This window comes from Pseudomonas sp. PDM14 (genome assembly GCF_014851905.1).
Taxonomy (GTDB): Bacteria; Pseudomonadota; Gammaproteobacteria; order Pseudomonadales; family Pseudomonadaceae; genus Aquipseudomonas.
In genome coordinates, this window is record NZ_JACVAQ010000001.1 from 1,895,157 (window position 1) to 1,912,461 (window position 17,305).

Genomic DNA, 17,305 nt, shown 5'->3' on the forward strand with positions numbered 1-17,305 from the left:
AAATACTATCGAGCTGTGCTAGAATTGCGCGCCTTCCGCCCTTGGCGGCCCATCCGATAACAAGGAGAGCTAGCTCAATGGAGGCATCTTCGTCTTCGCGCTCCACCCTCAATCCGCCGGTATTCTTCGGCTCCACTCTGCTCATCGCCTGCCTGGTGATATACAGCTCCGCCTTCCAGGCCAACGCCCAGCACGTGTTCGCCCTGACCCAGGCGTGGATCATCGAGAATGCCAGCTGGGTCTACGTGCTCGCCGTCGCGCTGATCCTGCTGTTCGTCGTGTTCCTCGCCCTCAGCCGCTACGGCGACATCAAGCTCGGCCCCGACCACAGCGAGCCTGAATACAAGAACAGCACCTGGTTCTCCATGTTGTTCTGCGCCGGCATGGGCATCGGCCTGATGTTCTTCGGCGTTGCCGAACCCGTCATGCACTTCATCGCGCCACCGGTGGGCGACCCGCAGACCGTGCAGGCCGCGCGTGAGGCGATGAAACTGACCTTCTTCCATTGGGGCTTGCACGCCTGGGCGATCTACGCCGTCGTCGCGCTGATCCTCGCCTACTTCAGCTACCGGCATAACCTGCCACTGACCCTGCGTTCGGCGCTTTACCCACTGATCGGCAACCGCATCTACGGGCCCATCGGCCATGCCGTGGATATCTTCGCGGTGATCGGTACCGTGCTTGGCGTGGCCACATCGCTGGGCTACGGCGTGCTGCAGATCAACACCGGACTCAACCACCTGTACGACCTGCCGATCAGCACCACGGTGCAGGTCGGGCTGATCATCGCCACCATGCTGCTGGCCACGTTGTCGGTGGTCATCGGTCTGGACAAGGGCATCCGCCGCCTGTCCGAGCTGAACATGACGCTCGCCGTAGGTCTGTTGCTGATGGTGGTGATTTTGGGGCCGACGGTGTTCATCCTGCAGACCTTCGTGCAGAACACGGGCGGCTACCTGTCGGAGATCGTCAGCAAGACCTTCAACCTCTACGCCTACGAGCCCACCGACTGGATCGGCGGCTGGACCTTGTTCTACTGGGGCTGGTGGTTGTCCTGGTCGCCCTTCGTCGGTCTATTCATCGCGCGCATCTCGCGCGGGCGCACCATCCGCCAGTTCATCGGCGGCGTACTAGTCGTGCCGGCCGCCTTCACCCTGTTGTGGATGACAGTGTTTGGCGACACGGCGATCCACATGATCATGATCGACGGCGTGCAGGACCTGGCCACCGCGGTGGACAAGGACAGCGCGCTGGCGCTGTTCGCCTTCCTCGAACACTTTCCTTTTTCAGCCCTGCTGTCGCAGATCGCCGTGCTGATGATCGTGGTGTTCTTCATCACCTCGGCGGACTCCGGCGCCATGGTGGTGGACATGCTCGCCTCCGGCGGCCATGACCAGACACCGTTGTGGCAACGGGTGTTCTGGACAGCCGTGATCACCATTGCCGCCATCGCCCTGTTGCTTGCCGATGGCCTCAAGGCGCTGCAGACCGCGACCATCGCCAGCGCCCTGCCCTTCGTTATCGTGCTGCTGGCGTCGATGTGGGGCCTGCTGCGCGCCCTGCAGCTGGATGCCGCCAAACGCGGTCTGCGCCAGCAGGTGGCGTTTACCCCGCGCATGAGCAGCAGTCAGGGCGGCTGGCAGCGGCGTCTGCGCAGCATCGCCATGTTCCCGCGCCGGGCGCACGTTAGCCGCTTCATCAGTGACACCGTGCTGCCGGCCTTTCAGCAGGTCGCCGAGGAACTGCGCAAGCAGGGCCGCGAGACCACGCTGAGCAACGGCGATGACGGTCGGGTGATCCTGCGCGTGTCCCACGGTGATGAGGCGGACTTTTACTACCAGGTGCGCCCGCGCGCCTTCACCCAGCCCAGCTTCGCCATGCGTGACACCCGCGACGACGGCAACGAGGAGCGCAAGTACTTCCGCGCCGAAGTGCATCTCGACGAGGGCGGCCAGGACTATGACCTGATGGGCTGGAGCGGCGAGGAAGTGATCGGCGACATCCTCGACCAGTACGAGCGTCACCTGCATTTCCTGCACATGACGCGCTGAGCCGATGTCATGAAAAAGCCCCGACGCTAATCACGCCGGGGCTTTTTTCGTGGTGCACGAAACGCCTACTGGAAGCGCCCGACCTCCTGGCGCAATTCCTCGGCCAGCTGGTCCAGCTCATGCGCGGTCTGCGCCAGGTTGGCCACCACTTCGCGCTGCTCGCTGTTGGCCAGGGCGATGCTCTGCAGGTTGCTGCTGAGCAGGGTCGCCGTGCTGCTCTGCTCGCTGGTGGCGGTGGTGATGGCGGCGAACTGCTCACCGGCGGCGTTGGTCTGCTCGGCGATCTGCGACAGTGCCGCGGCGACCTTGGCGTTGCGCTCCAGGCCGTCCTGCATCAGCGCCTTGCCCTGCTCCATGGTGCTGATCGCACTGCTGGTTTCGCCCTGGATACTGCCGATCATGGTCGAGATCTCGTTGGTCGCCTCGCGGGTGCGCGCGGCCAGGTTGCGCACCTCGTCGGCGACCACGGCAAAGCCGCGGCCCTGTTCACCAGCACGCGCCGCCTCGATGGCCGCGTTGAGCGCCAGCAGGTTGGTCTGGTCGGCAATCGCGGTGATCACGCTGACGATGCCGCCGATTTCCTGGGAGCGCTGGCCGAGGGTGTTGACCACGTCGGCGGTGCCATTCAGCGACCCGGCGATCTGCTCCAGAGCGCGCGAGGCTTCGTCCATCGAGGTGCGGCCGATGCGCGTCTGCTGGGCGTTGTCGCTGGCCAGGCGCTCGGTGTTGCGCATGTTGTCGGCGATGTTCAGCGAGGTGGCGCTGAACTCTTCCACGGCGCCGGCCATGCTGCCGATCTCGCCGGACTGCTGCTCGATGCCTTCATAGGCACCGCTGGCCAGGCCGGACAGCGCCTGGGCGCGACTGCTGACATTGTGCGCGGCGCCGCGGATGCGCGAGACCATGGTCGCCAGGGCATCGCCCATTTGGTTGAAGTTACGCGCCAGCTCGCCGATCTCGTCGTGGCTGGTGACGTTGAGGCGCACGCTGAGGTCGCCCGCGCCCAGCGCCTGGGCCTGACGCACCAGATCGCCGAGCGGACGCAGCTTGCGCCGCAGCAGCCAGATCACCGCGGCCACGGCCAGCAGCAGAGTCACCAGGCTGCCGATCGCCAACTGGCTGCCGACGTGCCAGGTCACCGCCTGGATTTCCGCACGCGGCATGCTCGCCACCACCTGCCAGGGGCCACCGGTGAACGGCATGGCAACGCTGAAGAACTCTTCGGTGCCATCGCTCCAGAACGCGCCCTTGCCGGGCTTGGCCAATACGTCGGCGAGCTCGCCGGCCAGTTGCTCCGGCTTGCGTGCACCCGCCGGCGGCACCAGCCAGGCGTTCTGATCGTCGAGCAGCGCCAGCGAGCCGGTGGCGCCAATGCGGAAGCGCTTGAGGTTGTCGAACTGGACGTTCTGCGCGGCGGTGTAGTCGAAGCCGACGAACAACACGGCGATGACCCGGCCGCTGGCGTCGCGCACCGGGGTGTACTGGGTCATGTAGAAGCGCTCGAACAGCAGCGCGCGGCCGACATAACCATCGCCGCCCATCAGGCGCTGGTAGGCCGGGTGCGCGTGATCGAGCACGGTGCCGATGGCCCGCGTGCCGTCGGTCTTCAGCAATGAGGTGCTGATGCGCACGAAGTCGTTGCCGTCGCGGACGAACACCGTGGCCACGCCGGCGGTGAGCTGGTGGAAGTCGTCGACTTCGCGGAAATCGTTGTTCAGTGCCGCGTCACCCAGGTACAGGGTTGGCGCCTGCAGGCCGCCGACAGCAACACGCTCGCCCTCCTCCACGCGCAGGCCACCGCTGAAGCGCCGCTCGAACAGCCCGGCCAGGCGCTGTGTGCTCTCGCGCAAGCTGTCATGGAAGGTGCTCAGCTGGTCGGCGAGCAAGCGCGCCTCACTGCCCAGGTGCTCCTGGCGGGTCACCAGGTTGGCCTGGTTCAGCGAGCGCAGGGCAAACAGGGTGCTGGCGCTGATCAGCAGCACGAGCATCACGGCGAGGGCGGTGGCCAGCTGCCAGGCAATGCGGGAACGTGGGGTGGTCATGCAGGGTCTCCAGCGGCGCGGCGGCGGAAATGGGGCATGAAACGGCCGAATCGGCTTCCTGAGCGATTCGCGGTCGCGAAAATACTTGAGTGAAACGCTGAGGAATATAGCCAATGGCCATGCCCGTCGCGCGGCATGACGAAGCTGTCGCACCCTTGAATGATCAGCTCAGCAGCTGCACCGCCGGCAGCTGCATGGCCGCCACTTCCGCCAGCAGGTAGTCGCGCAGGCGGCGCAGGCGCTCCTGGCCGCGGTGGGCACGCGGCCAGACCAGGTAGTAGCTGTCGCCACTGGCCACCGCACTGGGCCAGGGCAATCCGAGCCGACCGTTGTGCACGTCCTCGGCCACCATCACCAGGTCGCCGACGGACACGCCATAGCCGCGCTCGGCGGCGACGATGCCCAGCTCCAGGGTGTCGAACACCTGGCCGCCCTTGAGTGGCACCTGCTCGCCCAGGTCCATGCGCTGCAACCAGCGCCGCCAGTCGCGGCGATCCGGGGTCGGGTGCAGCAGCTCGGTGGCCTGCAGGCGCGCCAGGTCCCAGGGGCCATCGCTGGTGGCGCCCGGTGCGCAGACCGGGATCAACCACTCGGCGAACAGCTCGACGCTCTCCCAGTCCTCGTCGAAACTGCCCTTGCCGAGCAGCACGGCGCAGTCGAACGGCTCATGGTGGAAGTCGACCTTGTCCACGTCCATCCAGGCACTGGTCAGCTGAACTTCATTGCCTGGCTCGAGCAGGCGGTAGCGCGACAGGCGCGCCAGCAGCCAGCGCATGGTCAGGGTCGACGGTGCCTTCAAGCGCAGGGTGGTGTCGTCGACGCGCACGCTGGTGCAGGCACGTTCCAGCGCATCGAAGCCCTCCCGCACACCGGGCAGCAGCAGGCGCGCCGTCTCGCTGAGGCGCAGGTGGCGACCGCTGCGCTCGAACAGGCGGCAGGCGAAATGTTCCTCCAGGGTGCGGATATGCCGGCTCACCGCGCTCTGGGTGATGGCCAGCTCCTCGGCAGCACGGGTGAAGGAGGCATGCCGGGCCGCGGCCTCGAAGGCGCGCAGGGCATACAGGGGCGGCAGGCGGCGTGCCATGGCGGTGACTCTCCATGAGTTTTAGTCATGCCAAGCATCGCATTTTTCCTTTTGTGCGGGGCGCCCTCGATCCCGAGAATGAGCGACATCTTCTCGTCTGCCGGTGTTTCCGGAGACGCCTCTCGCTGAGTCCTACTCATCATGCCGCACACCACACGCGACGAACTGGTCGCCCTCTTTCGCCTCGCTGGCCCACTGATCACCGCGCAGCTGGCCCATGTGCTGATGGTCTTCACCGACACCATCATGATGGCCAAGCTCGGCCCCGAGCAGCTGGCGGGCGGCGCCCTGGGTGCCACCTGCTACTACATGCTGTCGCTGTTCTGCGTCGGCATGATGGCCGCCGTGGGCAGCCTGGTCGCCATCCGTCACGGCGCCGGTGATGCAGCAGGCGCCACCCGCCTGCTGCAGAGCGGCCTGTGGCTGGCGCTGCTGCTGGGCGTTGTCGGCGCCCTCGGCCTGCGCACCCTCGGCCCGCTGCTGCCGCACCTGGGACAACAGCCCGGCACCGCCGTGCATGCCATGCAGTTTCTCGGCGCCCTGGCGCTGGCCTTGCCCGGCTACCTGTGCTTCATGGCCCTGCGCGGCTTCACCAGCGCCATCGGCCACCCTGGCCCGGTGATGACCATCGGCATCGCCGGCGCCCTGGCCAACTTCGTCATCAACTACGCCCTGATCGAGGGCTGGCTCGGCCTGCCCAATCTCGGCCTGGGCGGCATCGGCATGACCACCGCCCTGGTCAGCAGCGGCATGGCCCTGGCCCTGGCGCTGTACATCCTGCGCGCGCCGGTCTATCGCCAGTACGCGCTGCTGCGCGGTCTGCTGCGCCCACGCAAGGTGGAGATGCGCGCGCTGCTGCGCCTGGGTCTGCCGATCGGCGGCACCTACGCCGCCGAGCAGGGCATGTTCACCTTCGCCGCGCTGTGCATGGGCGCCCTGGGCAGCGTGCAGCTGGCGGCGCACCAGATCGCCATCCAGGCGGTGACGCTGGCCTTCATCCTGCCCCAGGGCCTGTCCTACGCGGTGACCTTCCGGGTCGGCCAGCACTACGGCGCCGGGCGCCTGACCGACGTGCGCCGTGCCGGACGGCTGGGCATCGCCAGTGGCGCTTGCTGCATGCTGTTCTTCGCCGTGCTGTTCTGGCTGGTGCCGGAGCAGGTGGTGGGGCTGTTTGTCGACCGCAGCGACCCGGCCTTCGACGAGGTGGTCGGGCTGGCCGTGAGCCTGCTGGCGGTGGCCGCGCTGTTCGAGCTGTTCGACGGCACCCAGAGCATCGCCATGGGCACCATCCGCGGCCTGGGCGACGGCAAGACCACCCTGTTGGTCGGCCTCGGTTGCTACTGGCTGATCGGCATCCCGCTGGCCTGGGCCCTGGCTTTCCCGCTCGGCTGGGGCGCGCATGGCGTGTGGTGGGGGCTGGCCGGCGGCCTGGCCTGTGCGGCGGTCGGGCTGACCCTGGGCTTCGAGCGGAAAACCACGCGCCTGCTACCCGTACGCCCAGCGCAGGCAGTTTGCCTGAGCTAGTCGTCGGCCCGCGCCGAAGGGGTCAGTGCGTCAGGAGGGCAGCGCGGCGAGCAGCGGCTGGCGCATGCCGAACACCAGGAAGCGCGCCAGGTCAGCCAGTGGCAGGCCCTTGCTGATCAGGTAACCCTGCACCTGATCGCAGCCGTACTGGCGCAGCAGCGCCAGCTGTTCGGCGTTCTCCACGCCCTCGGCGACCACTTCCAGGTGGAGGTTGTGCGCCAGGTTGATCATCGCCCGCACCAGCTGGCGGTTCTCCGCGCGCTCGCCCATGCCGGCAACGAAGCTCTTGTCGATCTTCAGCAGGGTGATGGGCAGGCTGTTGAGGTGCACGAACGAGGAGAAGCCGGTGCCGAAATCGTCCAGCGAGAAGCGCACGCCAAGTCGGCCGAGAGCCTGCATGGTCTGCTGCACCTGATCGCTGCGGCGCATCACCGCGGTTTCCGTCAGCTCGAACTCCAGCCACTGGGCATCCACGCCGCGCTCTTCGATCAGGCGGCTGAGGGTCGGCAGCAGCTGGCTGTCCTGGAACTGGCGGAACGACAGGTTGACCGCCATGTGCAGCGCCGGCAGGCCACGCCCGCGCAGCCACTGCATGTCGCGCAGCGCGCGGGAAATCACCCAGTAGCCGAGCGGCACGATCAGCCCACTCTCTTCGGCCAGCGGGATGAACTCGTCCGGGCCGAGCAGGCCGCGCTCCGGATGGCGCCAGCGCACCAGTGCTTCGAGGCCGACGATGCGCCCGCTCTGCAGGCACAGGCGCGGCTGGTAGTGCAGCTCCAGCTCGTCACGGCGCAGGGCGCGACGCAGCTCGGTTTCCAGGTCGGCGAGGCTGCGCGCGCTGCGGTTGATGCGCTCGTCGTAGACGTGGAAGGTGCAGCCCTGCACGCTCTTGGCCTGCTGCATGGCGATGTGCGCGTGCCACATCAGCGGGTCCGCCCCGGCACCGGCGCGGGCATGGGCGATGCCCAGGCTGCAGCCGATCAGCAGGCTCTCGCCGTCGATCCAGTAGGGTTCGGACAGCACTTCGATGATGCCTTCGGCCACGCGCTCGGCCCGCGACGGATCGCGGCGGGTATCGAGAAGCAGGGCGAATTCGTCGCTGCCCAGGCGGGCCAGGCGGTCGCCGGCCTCGAGCTTGGTCTTCAGCCGCGCCACCACCTGCAGGATCAGGCGGTCGCCGGCCTGATGACCGAGGGCATCGTTGGCGTGCTTGAAGTTGTCCAGGTCGAGATGGCCGAGGGTCAGGCCACGCCCGCGGTACTCGGCCAGGTGCGCGGCCAGCAGGGTATGGAAGCCCTGGCGGTTGGCGATACCGGTCAGCGTGTCCTGCTCGGCCAGGCGCTGCAGGGTGCCCTGCAGCTGGCTGCGCTCGCGGGCGTAGCGCAGGCAGCGGCGCAGCATGTCGACGCTCAGGCGCTCGCGCACCAGCCAGTCGTAGACATCGGTCGGCGCCTGCTCGGGTTCTTCTTCGAGCAGCAGGATGGTCGGCAGCGGGCAGCAACCCGGCGCGGGCTGACAGGCCGGCGTGGTTAGCAGCAGGCCGCCGTAGGGATCGTCGAACAGCGCGCGGGCGGCTTCCCAGGAGGGTGCCGTGATCAGCGGGCACGCGCAGTCGAGCGCTGCCAGCCGCGCACGCAGCAGGGCGGCCCATTCCGGCCGTTCAGCCAGCAGGACCAGGCGCAAAGGTTCGACGGACAAACATCCTCCCCGGAAACATCAAGGCAGACCGATATCGTCTGCGTGCGCCGTGATCGGCGTCTCTGTTCTGCATTTTAGTTGCGCAGATTTCTGCGCATCCTGCGGGAAAGGCATAGCAGGGGCAACCGCGGGCGGTCAGATCGAGCCGGCATAATCTTTAAAAATAGTGACTTACCACTCATTCCTGAAGCTTTTTATCCTGAGCGTCAGCTAAACGACACCTGGTCCGCCAGCGACGCGCCGGCCGATATGGCCTGTTAGAATGCGCGCCTTCGTTTACCCCTCGTTGAATTCCCCGTCATGTCCCGACTCAATCCCCGGCAGCAAGAAGCCGTGAACTACGTCGGCGGCCCTCTTTTGGTGCTCGCCGGCGCCGGCTCCGGCAAGACCAGCGTGATTACGCGAAAGATCGCCCACCTGGTGCAGAAGTGCGGCATCCAGGCCCGCCATATCGTCGCCATGACCTTCACCAACAAGGCCGCGCGCGAGATGAAGGAGCGCGTCGGCACGCTGCTCAAGGGCGCCGAGGCGCGCGGCCTGACCGTGTCGACCTTCCACAACCTGGGCATGAACATCATCCGCAAGGAATACGCGGCGCTGGGCTACAAGCCGGGCTTCTCGATCTTCGACGACGGCGACATCAAGGCCCTGCTGACCGACATCATGCAGAAGGAATACGCCGGCGATGATGGCGCCGACGAGGTCAAGAACTACATCGACAGCTGGAAGAACGACCTGATCCTGCCCGACGAGGCCCTGGCCAACTCGCGCGGGCCCAAGGAGCAGACCGCCGCCATCGTCTACCTGCACTACCAGCGCACGCTCAAGGCGTACAACGCGGTGGACTTCAACGACCTGATCCTGCTGCCGGTGAAGCTGTTCCAGGAGCACAAGGACATCCTGGAGAAGTGGCAGAACCGCATCCGCTACCTGCTGGTCGACGAATACCAGGACACCAACTCCAGCCAGTACCTGCTGGTGAAGCTGCTGGTGGGCATGCGCAACCAGATCACCGTGGTCGGTGACGACGACCAGTCGATCTACGCCTGGCGTGGCGCGCGGCCGGAAAACCTGATGCTGCTGAAAGAGGACTACCCGTCGCTGAAGGTGGTGATGCTCGAGCAGAACTACCGCTCCACCAGCCGCATCCTCAAATGCGCCAACACCCTGATCGCCAACAACCCCCACGCCTTCGAGAAGCAGCTGTGGTCCGAGATGGGCATGGGCGACGAGATCCGCGTGATCCGCACACGCAACGAAGATGCCGAGTGCGAGCGCGTGGCCCTGGAAATCCTCACCGAGCACCTGCGCACCGAGCGCCCGTACAGCGATTTCGCCATCCTCTACCGCGGCAACTACCAGGCCAAACTGATGGAGCTGAAGCTGCAGCACCACCAGATTCCCTATCGCCTGTCCGGCGGCACCAGCTTCTTCGCTCGCCAGGAAGTGAAGGACCTGATGAGTTACTTCCGCCTGCTGGTCAACCCGGATGACGACAACGCCTTCCTGCGGGTGATCAACGTGCCGCGCCGCGAGATCGGCTCGACCACCCTGGAGAAGCTCGGCAACTACGCCAGCGAGCGCAAGGTCAGCATGTACACCGCCAGCGACGAGATCGGCCTGGGCGAACACCTGGACAGCCGCTACACCGAGCGCCTCTCGCGCTTCAAACGCTACATGGACAAGATCCGCGAGCAGTGCGCCGGCAACGATCCGATTGGCGCCATCCGCAGCATGGTGATGGACATCGACTACGAGAGCTGGCTGCGGCAGAACGCCTCCAGCGACAAGGTCGCCGATGCGCGCATGGGCAACGTCTGGTTCCTCGTCGAGGCGCTGAAGAACACCCTGGACAAGGACGAAGACGGCGACATGACCGTCGAGGACGCCATCGGCAAGCTGGTCCTGCGCGACATGCTCGAGCGTCAGCAGGAAGAGGAAGACGGCGCCGAGGGCGTGCAGATGATGACCATGCACGCCTCCAAGGGCCTGGAATTTCCCTCGGTGTACATCATCGGTTTCGAGGAGGAGATCCTCCCGCACCGCTCCAGCATCGAGGCCGACACCATCGAGGAAGAACGCCGCCTGGCCTACGTCGGCATCACCCGCGCCAAGCGCAACCTGGCGCTGACCTTCGCCGCCAAGCGCAAGCAGTACGGCGAGATCATCGACTGCTCGCCGAGCCGCTTCCTCGACGAACTGCCACCGGAGGACCTGGTGTGGGAAGGCCAGGAAGACGCTCCCGTGGAGGTCAAGGCCGCACGCGGCAACGATGCCCTGGCCAACATGCGGGCGATGCTGAAGAAGTAGAGCCGGGCAGTCTTGACCCCCGGTGGTGCGCACGGCGCAGCAGCTAACGTGCCGCGTCGAGCCACCGCTTAGCCGCCCTGCGCCGTTGCCTTCAACCCGGCCAGTACCAGCTTCTGGTACAGCTGTTCGCGCAGGCCACTGGGTTGTTGCAGGTCCATGCGCTGCAGGTGCGCGGCGTACAGCGCCGGGTCCGGTAGATCGAACAGCGTGGCCATGCCCAGTTCGAGGATTTCGCTGAGCTTGAGTTTGCTCTTCAGCCAGCGCAGGGCGCGCAGCAGGTCCTGCTCCTCGGCGCTGAAGTCGCAGCCCAGCGGGTACTCGACGAACAGCTGGGGAAATTCGCTCTGCAGCGCCAGCAGGCGCCACGGTGTGTTCTGCCGGTAGGCCGCTTCCAGCACGAAATCGTCGGGCAGCTTGCCGGCCTTCTGCGCCGCGGCGATCAGTTCGTCCTGAAAGCGCGCATCGGCGATGCGCAGCAGCGCCTCGATCACCTGGGCGTCGTTCTTGCCACGCAGGTCGGCGATGCCGTACTCGGTCACCACCAGGTCGCGCAGGTGCCGCGGAATGGTGGTGTGGCCGTAGTCCCAGACGATGTTGGAACTGACCTCGCCACCCGACTCGCGCCAGCTGCGCAGCATCAGGATCGAGCGCCCGCCTTCCAGTTCGTGGGCCTGGGCGACGAAATCGTACTGGCCGCCAACCCCGCTGAGCACGCGGCCATCTTCCAGCTGGTCGGCGGCATTGGCGCCCAGCAGGGTGATGCTGAAGCAGCTGTTGACGAAGCGCGCGTCGCGCCGCTGCAGGCGTTTGAGCGTCTCGTCGCCGTACAGGCGATTGATGTAGCTGATCGCCGTCATGCCGACGCGCTGGCGCTGGGTCTCGGTCAACTGACGCAGGCGCTCGTAGAACGCCTGCGGGCCGAGGAAGAAACCGCCGTGCACCAGTACGCCACCGACGGCGCTGCCCAGGTAGGGCTGGATCGCTACGGCAGTCAGCGGGTCGGCGAGGTCGCAGGGCACGCGCTGGCCATCGGGCAGCAGCAACTGGCGGCCTTCCAGTTCCAGGTTGGCGGCGAGCAGGCCGTGGCGCTGCAGCCAGGCCAGGGTCACCGCGTCGAGCACATGGGGAATACCGGCCAGGCGCAGCGACTCGGCATCGCGCAAGCGCTCCTCGCCATCCAACCCTCCGTGATTTGCCAGGCGCTGCAGGTGCACGTCGGGGTAGGCCGCGCGGCGCACCACGCCGGCCTCGACCAGCACCAGCAGGCCGAGCAGGAACATCTCGCTGCAGCCATACAAACCGCTGGCGAACGGTGCGAGGCCGCCTTCACGCTCGATCAGATCACCCCAGCGTTGCGGCACGCGCATGCTGTCCAGGGCCGCGCGGTAGCTGGCGTTGTCGCCCTGGCGCGCGACCAGCGCCGCGGCCAGGCCGTCGGCCATCGCACCGATGCCGACCTGCAGGGTGCCGCCGTCGCGGATCAGCACACTGGCGTGCAGGCCGATGGCGTGGTCCTGCAGGCTGACCGGCATGTTCGGTGTGGAGAACAGCGTGCTGCGCTCGGTCTGCTCCAGCAGCAGGTCGAAATCCCGTCGCTCCACTTCGGCGGCACCGGCCATGTACGGCAGCTCGCTGTGCGGCTGGGCGATGAACAGGATCGGCTCGCCGGCGGCGCGGCGCGCGCGCATCAGCGGCAGCAGATCGAGGGTGATGTCCGGGTTGCAGCTCAAGCTCAGGTGCGCCGGGCGCTGCACGTCGGTGGCGACCAACTGGGCGATGACGTTGATGCCCTTGCGATCGAGGTCGCGGGCGACATGGCTGTAGTTGAGGCTGACGTAGCTCTGCTGCGCCTGCGGATTGCCCAGCTGGCTGCCCGGCTGCAGGTAGAACTCCTCGACCTGCACATTGCTCGGCAGCTCGCCGCAACGCAGGTCGCCAAGGTAGTCGAGTTCAACGTAGTCGCCGTAGACGCGGCGCAGGAACGGGCCGCTGAAACGCTGCTCCAGTTCGCTGCCGGCCTGGGGCTTGGCCAGCGACAGCGCGGTGTAGATGGTCAGCGAGCGCTCGGGCAGCGCCTTGATCCGCTGGTACAGCGCGTTGACGAAGCGATTGGGCTTGCCCAGGCCGAGCGGCAGGCCCAGACGAATAGGGCCGTCGATGCGATTCAGGACGGCCTCGACAGCTTGTTCCAGCGAACAACTCGGCACCTGGCGTCTCCTCTGCACAAGGGTGTGCTGGGTTGGACCGGCCCTGGCGCGGCTTTACTCACCTTCCTGTAGTGCAGAAACGACAAAGCCGCCCGGAGGCGGCTTTGTCAGCGATCAGAGGATGCGGGTCAGAGACCGGACATCTTCTTGATGGCGCCCAGCAGGTCTTCGTCGCTGCAGTCGGCGCAGGTGCCTCTCGGCGGCATTGCGTTGATGCCGGAGATGGCCTTGGCCAGGATGCCGTCGAGGCCGCCCTGGTGGTCAGCACGCTCTTTCCAGGCAGCGGTATCGCCGATCTTCGGTGCGCCCAGCACGCCCGCGGTGTGGCAGGCGCCACAGTGGGCAGCGATGATGTCGTCCGGCGTTTTCGCGCCGCCGCCGGCCGAAGCCGCCACAGCTGCTACGCCTTTGCACTCTTCGCCCTGGATGCAGACTTCGCCAACCGGCTTGATGCGCTCGGCGATCTCATCGTTGGTCGCAGCCTGAGCGCTCACAGCCCACAGGGCCAATACGGCAACATTGGCTGCCAGCATTTTTTTAATCAGGTTCACGGTACACCCTCATTGTGGCTAGTCACGCCCGCGGCCACGGTTTCGCGAGCGGGCGCCAGTATAACGGTTAGGACAGCTCCCCGGAACAACCCAAGTTGTCGCAGGGATATTGCCCCGAGGCCGCGGTATTCCTGTATCCGCCAGAGGTCGGATCAGGCTTGTACGTTGGGCTCGGTTACGGCGGGATCAGAAATTCGCCGGCGTGGTGGCGCTGATCAGGCGCGCAGGCTTGTCGTAGGGATTACGGAAGCGGTGCGGTTTGCTGCTTTCGAAATAGTAGCTGTCGCCTGGTTCGAGGACGAACACTTCGCTGCCGACGGTCAGTTCGAGCAGGCCTTCGACCAGCATGCCGGCCTCCTCGCCCTCGTGGGTGAGCATCTCGTCACCGGTATCGGACGCCGGTGGATAGGTCTCGTCGAGGAAGGTGATGGCCCGGCTGGGGTGCGCCTTGCCGATCAGCTTCATGGTCACGGCGCCGCTGGAGAGGTCGGTGAGTTCGTTGGCCCGGTAGACAACCTGCGTCTGGTTGTCCTGCTCCATGTCGAGGGAGAAGAACTCGACCAGGGACATGGGTATACCGCCGAGCACCTTCTTCAACGAGCTGATCGAGGGGCTCACGCTGTTCTTCTCGATCATCGAAATGGTGCTGTTGGTGACGCCCGCACGCTTGGCGAGTTCACGCTGGGATAGGCCTTTAAGCTTGCGAATGGATTGCAGTCGAACACCGACGTCCAATGCTGGAGTCCTCCTTGAGGAGCTGATACGGAAATGTGGCCGTATCATGGCAACAGTGTTCAGTATTTACAACACACTGCCAGCAAATCCTTCTCGCCCCGGCGGCTATGCGCCGGAATAGAGCCTTGGCACCCGGCGCAGGTTGCAGAACAGCTGATAGGGAATGGTCCCGGCGTGGGCCGCGACCTCGCTGGCCAGCACATTCGGCCCCCACAGTTCGACCCGACTGCCGAGGCCGGCCTCGGGCAGATCACTGAGGTCGACGGTGAGCATGTCCATCGACACGCGGCCGATCAGGCGGCCGGGCTGACCATCGATGAACACCGGCGTGCCGGTCGGCGCATGCCGCGGGTAGCCATCGGCGTAGCCCATGGCTACCACGCCGACGCGGGTCGCGCGCTCGGCGATGAAACGGGCGCCATAGCCCAGCGGCTCGCCGGCCGGCAATTCGCGCACGCTGATGATCTTCGATTCCAGGGTCATCACCGGGCGCAGCCGCGCCGCTGCTTGCTGGGCCTGCTCGAACGGCGTGGCACCGTAGAGCATGATCCCCGGGCGCACCCAGTTTCCGGCTTGCGGAGTCTCGAACAACTGCGGCCAGCCAAGGATCGCCGGCGAGTTGCGCAGGCTGACCGGCGCCTGCAGGCCGGCGCAGGCCTGTTCGAACTGTGCCAGCTGCTCGCGGCTGCGTGGGCAGTCCAGCTCGTCGGCGCGGGCGAAGTGACTCATCAGCACGATACTGGCGACCTTGCCGCTGGCCTGCAGGCGCCGGTAGCCGTCGCGCAATTCGGCGGGGTGCAGGCCAACGCGGTGCATGCCGGAATCGACCTTGAGCCAGAGCTGCAGCGGGCGGTTCAGGGTGGCGCGCTCGATGGCCTCGATCTGCCACTCGGCGTGGACCACGGTCCACAGCTCATGCCGCTCGATCAGCGCGAGCTCCTCGGCCTCGAAGAAGCCTTCGAGCAGCAGGATCGGCCCGCCGATGCCGGCCTCGCGCAGCTCCAGCGCCTCTTCGATGCAGGCCACGGCGAAGCCATCGGCCTCACCTGCCAAAGCCTGGGCGCAGCGCACCGCACCGTGACCGTAGGCATCGGCCTTGATCACCGCCAGCGCCTGAGCACCGCTGAGTTCGCGGGCCAGGCGGTAGTTTTGACGCAGGGCTTCGAGGTCGATCAGGGCACGGGCAGGACGCATGGTTCAGGCTTCTGGCAACGAATAAAAAAGCCCGGCGGGGGCGCCGGGCAGAACGGGAAATCAGATTTGTGCGGCGACCACGGTCATCTCGACCAGCACGCGCGGGTCATACAGCGCCGCTTCGACACAGGCACGCGCCGGGGCGTTGCCTTCGGCGACCCATACGTCCCACTCGGCGTTGAGGCCGGCGTAGTCGGCCATATCCTTGAGGTAGATGGTCACGGAGAGAATGCGCGATTTGTCGCTGCCGGCTTCGGCCAGGAAACGGTCGATGTTGGCCAGGGTCTCGCGGGTCTGCGCGCGGATGTCGCCGGCGTAGTCGTCAGCCAGCTGGCCCGCCAGGTAGACGGTGCCGTTGTGGATGACAATTTCGCTGTAGCGCTTTTCAATGCGCAGGCGCTGGATGGACATGCTTATGGCTCTCCTTGGTGCTGCCGTAACGGGAAATATCCAGGCCTTCGGCGCTGATCTGCGGGCGCTTCTTGGCCATCAGGTCGGCGAGGAAGCGACCGGAGCCGCAGGCCATGGTCCAGCCAAGGGTACCGTGTCCGGTGTTGAGGAACAGATTGCGGAATGGCGTGGCACCGACGATCGGCGTGCCGTCCGGGGTGGCCGGGCGCAGGCCGGTCCAGAACTCGGCCTGGGCCAGGTCGCCGCCCTGCGGGTAGAGATCGGCAGTGATCATCTCCAGGGTCTCGCGGCGACGCGGGTTGAGGCTGAGGTCGAAACCGGCGATCTCGGCCATGCCACCGACGCGGATGCGGTTGTCGAAACGGGTGATGGCGACCTTGTAGGTCTCGTCGAGGATGGTCGAGGTCGGTGCCATGCTCGCGTCGGTGATCGGCACGGTCAGCGAGTAGCCCTTGAGCGGGTACACCGGGGCGCGGATGCCCAGCGGCTTGAGCAGCTGCGGGCTGTAGCTGCCGAGGGCGAGCACGTAGCGATCGGCGGTTTCCAGCTTGCCATCGACCCACACGCCATTGATGCGGTCACCGGCGAAATCGATGGACTGGATGGTCTGCCCGAAGCGGAACTCCACGCCGAGGCCGCGAGCCATTTCGGCCAGCTTGCCGGTGAACATCTGGCAGTCGCCGGTCTGGTCGTTGGGCAGGCGCAGGGCGCCGGCGAGCTTGTCGGTGACCCCCGCCAGGGCCGGTTCGACGCGGGCGATGCCAGCACGGTCGAGCAGCTCATAGGGCACGCCGGACTGCTGCAGCACGGCGATGTCCTTGGCGGCGTTGTCGAGCTGGGCCTGGGTGCGGAACAGCTGGGTGGTGCCGAGCTGGCGGCCTTCGTAGGTGATGCCGGTTTCCGCGCGCAGCTCGTCGAGGCAGTCGCGGCTGTACTCGGACAGGCGCACCATGCGCTCCTTGTTCACCGCGTAGCGGCTGGCGGTGCAATTGCGCAGCATCTGCGCCATCCACAGGTACTGGTCGATATCGGCGGTGGCCTTGATCGCCAGCGGTGCGTGCTTCTGCAGCAGCCACTTGATGGCTTTCAGCGGCACGCCTGGTGCGGCCCAGGGCGAGGCGTAGCCCGGCGACACCTGGCCGGCGTTGGCGAAGCTGGTTTCCAGGGCCGGACCGTTCTGGCGGTCGATCACGGTGACTTCGAAACCGGCACGGGCCAGGTAGTAGGCGCTGGCGGTCCCGATCACACCGCTGCCAAGTACCAGAACACGCATTGTTGCCTCCTCGCCGCGGAACGCTCCGCCACGGAAAAATGTTGACCCGCAATGGGCGCAGTATAAAAAGCCAAGCGCAGGCTTTTTCACTGTTTAGAAGGCAATATTCGAGGGGAAAACCCGGCTTTATTGGGTTTTTCAGCGGCGCAAACAGCACGCTTGAGGGCTTTGCGTGGGATCAGGCAGGATAATTTCGTGTTCTAACCATGCGGATGCGCCAGGGCG

Annotated in this window: 12 protein-coding genes and 1 pseudogene; 3 read left to right on the plus strand and 10 right to left on the minus strand. The window is 66.2% G+C overall.

Annotated features, from left to right (window positions below; genetic code table 11):
• Positions 1-77 precede the first annotated feature (77 nt).
• Positions 78-2,051 (plus strand): choline BCCT transporter BetT, encoded by a 1,974-nt coding sequence (betT, locus tag IB229_RS08960; protein ID WP_192327174.1) that lies wholly within the window; start codon positions 78-80, stop codon positions 2,049-2,051.
• A gap of 65 nt (positions 2,052-2,116) precedes the next feature.
• On the opposite strand, the gene IB229_RS22230 is transcribed toward betT, so the two are convergent.
• From IB229_RS22230 to IB229_RS08970, 3 genes and pseudogenes are all read right to left on the minus strand, one after another.
• Positions 2,117-2,977, minus strand: coding sequence for a methyl-accepting chemotaxis protein (locus IB229_RS22230; protein ID WP_412547793.1), 861 nt, complete (start codon positions 2,975-2,977; stop codon positions 2,117-2,119).
• Positions 2,975-4,093, minus strand: a pseudogene (locus IB229_RS22235) (Cache 3/Cache 2 fusion domain-containing protein); the annotation flags it as partial. The pseudogene IB229_RS22235 and the gene IB229_RS22230, both read right to left, overlap by 3 nt.
• A 163-nt stretch (positions 4,094-4,256) precedes the next feature.
• Positions 4,257-5,177, minus strand: a complete 921-nt coding sequence (locus IB229_RS08970; RefSeq protein WP_192327180.1) for a LysR substrate-binding domain-containing protein — start codon at positions 5,175-5,177, stop codon at positions 4,257-4,259.
• Positions 5,178-5,318: 141 nt separating this feature from the next.
• Here IB229_RS08970 and IB229_RS08975 point away from each other — a divergent pair, with 141 nt between their 5' ends.
• Entirely contained in the window at positions 5,319-6,701 is a 1,383-nt protein-coding gene (locus IB229_RS08975; protein ID WP_192327184.1) for a NorM family multidrug efflux MATE transporter, read from the plus strand.
• A gap of 30 nt (positions 6,702-6,731) precedes the next feature.
• On the opposite strand, the gene IB229_RS08980 is transcribed toward IB229_RS08975, so the two are convergent.
• Positions 6,732-8,399 carry a putative bifunctional diguanylate cyclase/phosphodiesterase gene (locus IB229_RS08980; protein WP_192327187.1) on the minus strand — a complete coding sequence of 556 codons (1,668 nt, stop codon included), beginning with the start codon at positions 8,397-8,399 and terminating at the stop codon, positions 6,732-6,734.
• Positions 8,400-8,699: 300 nt separating this feature from the next.
• Here IB229_RS08980 and rep point away from each other — a divergent pair, with 300 nt between their 5' ends.
• Positions 8,700-10,709: a DNA helicase Rep gene (rep, locus tag IB229_RS08985; RefSeq protein ID WP_192327190.1), complete on the plus strand. Its 2,010-nt coding sequence runs from the start codon at positions 8,700-8,702 to the stop codon at positions 10,707-10,709.
• 68 nt (positions 10,710-10,777) lie between these two features.
• Here rep and IB229_RS08990 read toward each other — a convergent pair whose 3' ends face one another.
• The 6 genes from IB229_RS08990 to dadA form a co-directional block, all read right to left on the minus strand.
• Positions 10,778-12,916 (minus strand): acetyl-CoA hydrolase/transferase family protein, encoded by a 2,139-nt coding sequence (locus IB229_RS08990; RefSeq protein WP_192327193.1) that lies wholly within the window; start codon positions 12,914-12,916, stop codon positions 10,778-10,780.
• A 128-nt stretch (positions 12,917-13,044) separates the two neighbouring features.
• Positions 13,045-13,467 (minus strand): c-type cytochrome, encoded by a 423-nt coding sequence (locus IB229_RS08995; RefSeq protein ID WP_192327196.1) that lies wholly within the window; start codon positions 13,465-13,467, stop codon positions 13,045-13,047.
• Positions 13,468-13,653: 186 nt separating this feature from the next.
• Complete coding sequence (locus IB229_RS09000; RefSeq protein WP_192327199.1) at positions 13,654-14,202, minus strand: cupin domain-containing protein; 549 nt, start codon at positions 14,200-14,202, stop codon at positions 13,654-13,656.
• Positions 14,203-14,307: 105 nt separating this feature from the next.
• Positions 14,308-15,396, minus strand: coding sequence for an alanine racemase (gene alr / locus IB229_RS09005; RefSeq protein WP_192327202.1), 1,089 nt, complete (start codon positions 15,394-15,396; stop codon positions 14,308-14,310).
• Between the two features lie 60 nt (positions 15,397-15,456).
• Positions 15,457-15,807 (minus strand): RidA family protein, encoded by a 351-nt coding sequence (locus IB229_RS09010; protein ID WP_192327205.1) that lies wholly within the window; start codon positions 15,805-15,807, stop codon positions 15,457-15,459.
• A complete protein-coding gene (dadA, locus tag IB229_RS09015; protein WP_192327208.1) occupies positions 15,782-17,080 on the minus strand; it encodes a D-amino acid dehydrogenase in 1,299 nt (432 codons plus the stop codon). Before dadA ends, IB229_RS09010 begins: the two co-directional genes overlap by 26 nt.
• Between the last annotated feature and the right edge of the window lie 225 nt (positions 17,081-17,305).

Coding starts and splice junctions, on each gene's coding strand:
- IB229_RS22230 (WP_412547793.1), bottom strand. CDS start 2,977: ATGGGCGATGCCCTGGCGACCATGGTCTCGCGCATCCGCGGCGCCGCG.
- IB229_RS08970 (WP_192327180.1), bottom strand. CDS start 5,177: ATGGCACGCCGCCTGCCGCCCCTGTATGCCCTGCGCGCCTTCGAGGCC.
- alr (WP_192327202.1), bottom strand. CDS start 15,396: ATGCGTCCTGCCCGTGCCCTGATCGACCTCGAAGCCCTGCGTCAAAAC.
- IB229_RS08975 (WP_192327184.1), top strand. CDS start 5,319: ATGCCGCACACCACACGCGACGAACTGGTCGCCCTCTTTCGCCTCGCT.
- dadA (WP_192327208.1), bottom strand. CDS start 17,080: ATGCGTGTTCTGGTACTTGGCAGCGGTGTGATCGGGACCGCCAGCGCC.
- rep (WP_192327190.1), top strand. CDS start 8,700: ATGTCCCGACTCAATCCCCGGCAGCAAGAAGCCGTGAACTACGTCGGC.
- IB229_RS09010 (WP_192327205.1), bottom strand. CDS start 15,807: ATGTCCATCCAGCGCCTGCGCATTGAAAAGCGCTACAGCGAAATTGTC.
- betT (WP_192327174.1), top strand. CDS start 78: ATGGAGGCATCTTCGTCTTCGCGCTCCACCCTCAATCCGCCGGTATTC.